Annotated in this window: 2 protein-coding genes; both read left to right on the forward strand. The window is 74.2% G+C overall.

Annotation, left to right across the window (positions count from 1 at the left end; translation table 11 throughout):
- Window positions 1-269: 269 nt before the first annotated feature.
- The gene (locus GTR00_RS16895) at window positions 270-1,538 is read left to right on the forward strand and encodes a hypothetical protein (RefSeq protein WP_166612751.1); all 1,269 of its coding nucleotides are present in this window, start codon (window positions 270-272) and stop codon (window positions 1,536-1,538) included.
- Between the two features lie 68 nt (window positions 1,539-1,606).
- Window positions 1,607-3,555: ATP-binding protein (locus GTR00_RS16900; RefSeq protein ID WP_166612752.1), on the forward strand; the 1,949-nt coding region annotated here is incomplete at its 3' end.

Here is a 3,555-nt window from a genome sequence, read left to right on the forward strand (position 1 = left end):
GGCGCGCTGGTCCGGGTCGGCCAGGGAGGCCAGCGCGGCCACGACCTCGTCGGTGACCAGGTCGGCGGCGGCCTCGGCCACGGCCGTGGAGCGGGCGGCTTCGCGGACGACTCGCCGGAGGACCTGGCGGCGGACCTCGCCTAGGCACCCCGCGGCGCGGCCTACCATCGGACGGCCCGCCCGAGGAGCCCGTACGAGGAGACAGTCATCACGACCAGCACCGGTGGGTGCGGCCACCCGCACCGCGAGCACGGCGGCGGGGACGGCGCGTGAGCGACGCCCCCCTGGACGCGCGGTCCGCCGCGCCCGGCGCCGTGAACGCCGCGCCGGCCGCCGTGGAGCTGATGGACGCGCTGCTGGCCGAGGCCGGCCACCTGGCGCAGGAGGCGCACCGGCTGCTCTCGCCGGTGGCCCGCTCGCGCCGCGAGCTGCGCGAGCGCCTGCTCGCCGAGGGGCAGGTGCTGGCCTTCCCGCACCGCGCCGCGGCCCTGGCCCCGCGCCACAGCATCGTCGCCGTCGACGGCGCCTCCGTGCGCGAGCACCTGTACGCCGCCGACCTCATGGTCGCCGCCGCCGTCGCCGCCGAGGGCATGACCAGCGTCGGCGGCCACGAGCTGTCGCAGCTGCACTGGGCGCACGTGCGCGAGCACGAGTCCGAGAACGACCGCCTGCTCTCGGCGGCCATGGCCAGCCTGGAGCTGCGCCTGCTCGCCGAGCTCTCCCACGACCTGCGCATCCTCGACGGCTCCCACGGCACCCCCGTCATCGCGCTGTCCACCGCGCTGGCCGCCCGCTCCACGGCCGTGGCCGAGGCCGCCGCCGACCTGGTCACCGACGAGGTCGTGGCCGCGCTGGCCTCCCTGGCCGACCCGGACCAGCGCGCCCACCCCGGCGAGGTGGTCGCGCTGCCCAAGGCCGACTCCGCGCACGCCTTCGCCGACCTGTACCGCGGCCGGTACGGCCTGGACCTGCCCGGCGGGGACCGCTTCATCGCCGCGCAGGTGCTGCAGCCGGGGGAGATGCTGCACCCGCGCCCGGCCGACGAGGTCGCCGGGATGCACTTCTCCGTGCGCGACGAGGCGCCCGCGAAGGTGCACCGCGCGGCGGAGCGGCTGAACCGCACGATCGCCCCGCTGCGCGAGGCCGCGCACGAGTCGCTGCTGCTGGTCACCTACGTCAAGCCCGTGAGCACCGACACGGTGCTGAAGGTGGAGCTGCGCGTCTCGGAGTCCCTGGCGGCCACCACCTCCTCCGCGGCGTCCTCGGTGGCGCTGGAGGAGGCCGCGCGCCTGGCGGGGCTGCTGTCGGCGGAGACCCCCGGCCCGCACCTGCAGGAGCCGTTCGCGCAGTACGCCGTCGACCTGGCCGCCAAGGGCGTGTCGATCGGCGCCGAGGCCCTGAACCAGTCGATGATCGCCATGCTGCCGCCGGGCAGCGACGACTACCTCACCCTCCTGGCGCGCTCGTACCGCACCCGCGCCGTCGGCGGCGCTCGCCCCGGCGGGCCCGCGGCCGGCGGGGCGGGGGCGCGCCGGTGAGGGCACCGGCCCCGCCGCGCGGCGCGGACCCGCAGGACCCAGCAGCACCGAGCAGGAGGAACCACCGGGTGGACCCGATCCAGATCGCCGAGCAGGTCGCCGTCGTCGGCTCGCCCTCCTCGAACTACGAGGTCACCCTCGACCTGCTCGACACCGCCGTCCACGAACCCCTCGTGGGCTCCATGCTGCTGCTCACCCAGCCCTCCGGGGCCGGCGAGGAGCTGGCGCTGGGCACCGTCACCGAGGTGACCACCCTGAACCAGTGGCACAGCCAGCCGCTGCTGCGCGGGGTCGTCAAGAGCAAGGGCCACATCCCCGGCATGTCCGGCGACAGCGGGGACGTGCGCGCCGCCAGCATCAAGCTGCAGGCCTGCTACAAGCGCAGCGGCACCGGGGCCGGCACCGGGGCCGGTCCCGCGCCCTGGGCGCAGGCCGGTCCCTCCCTGCGCATGTCCCCGCCCACCGGCACCGCGGTGCGCCGCGTCACCAACGAGGTCCTCGACGAGCTCATGAGCGGCGAGGAGGACCTGCACCACCTCGGCCACCTGCACGGCAGCGACGACGTGCGCGTGCCCATGAGCATCCGCGACTTCAGCGGCGACCGCGGCGCCTTCCACCTGGGCGTCTTCGGCATGAGCGGCAGCGGGAAGACGGCGCAGTCGGTGTACCTGCTCGCCGGCCAGATGCGCCACGCCGACCAGGGGTTCATCATCGTCGACCCGCAGGGGCAGTTCTCCTCCGAGACGGGTTTCCCGTTCTCGCTGCAGGCGTGGGCCGCGGAGATGGGCCGCGAGGTCGTCGTGCGCCGCGTCAGCGAGGACCTGCGGCTGGAGAAGGACGCGCCCCTGTTCGGCGAGCTGCTCTCCAAGACCAGGTTCACCGCGGAGATCACCAAGATGGCCCCGGAGACCGCGGGCCTGTTCATCGACGAGATGGTCAAGCTGCTGCGCAAGCGCAGCGGCTGGGACACCGAGGACTCCGCGGCGCTGCTGAAGGACCTGCTGCGCGCGCTGAGCGACTTCGGCGTGCTGGGGCGCATCTACGTCGACGAGACCCGCCAGACCCGCCTGCGCGACGCGATCTTCGAGGTCCTCGACGACGACGACCGCTTCCACGACGTCTCCTCGCAGTTCCAGCCGCTGCACAACCTCTTCAGCCCCACCAACCCCGGCGGCGGGAAGCGGCACTCGATGTGGGGCACCATCGCCCACGTCTTCGACAAGCAGGCGCGCGCCGGCGCCCCGGCCCCGCTGCTCGTGCTGGACATGTCCACCTCCGGGCAGGTGTCGTGGGTCTCCAGCCTGCTCGCCGGGCCCGAGCAGGCCGGCGCGGTGGAGGCGCTGCGCGTGCTGGACCAGGACTCCATCAAGGCCGCGATCCTGCGCAAGGCCTGCCGCACGCTGAAGGAGGCCTCCGAGGCCGCCTTCCGCCTGGGCGAGACCCTCAACACGATGGTCGTCTTCGACGAGGCGTGGCGCTACGCCCCGCCGCTGCACCTGGCCACCGACGAGGAGATCAAGGCCCTGTCGGCCGACCTGGCCGGCTACTTCCGCGACACCCGCAAGTTCGGCATCGGCTGGATGCTCATCAGCCAGTCGCCGCGCTCGGTGAACGCCGACTGCTGGGACCAGATGGCGGTGCGCCTCATGGGCTACGGCCTGGGCGGTGCGGACCTGGCCAAGGTCGCCGAGCAGATGGACGACCCCGAGCACCTGAAGCTGTACCGGGCCTTCGCCCCGCCGGACTCCACCAAGCCGAAGGTGTACCCCTTCATGGTCACCGGCCCGGTCTCGCCGCTGTCGTTCACCAAGGCGCCGGTGTTCCTGGCCGCCTACACCGACTTCGAGCGGTTCCGCGCCGACAACCACCACTGGATCAGCGCGATCCGGCTGAGCCTGGGGCTGCCGGTGCTCAGCGGCGCGCCCGCCCGCAGGGGCGCCGGGCCCGTCGTCGATGCTGCCCAGCCCGCCGCTGAAGGAGCCGTCGCCGCTGAGGCCGACGAAGGCGTCGGGGGCGA

The organism is Kineococcus indalonis, assembly GCF_009906395.1.
GTDB classification, from domain to species: Bacteria; Actinomycetota; Actinomycetes; order Actinomycetales; family Kineococcaceae; genus Kineococcus; species Kineococcus indalonis.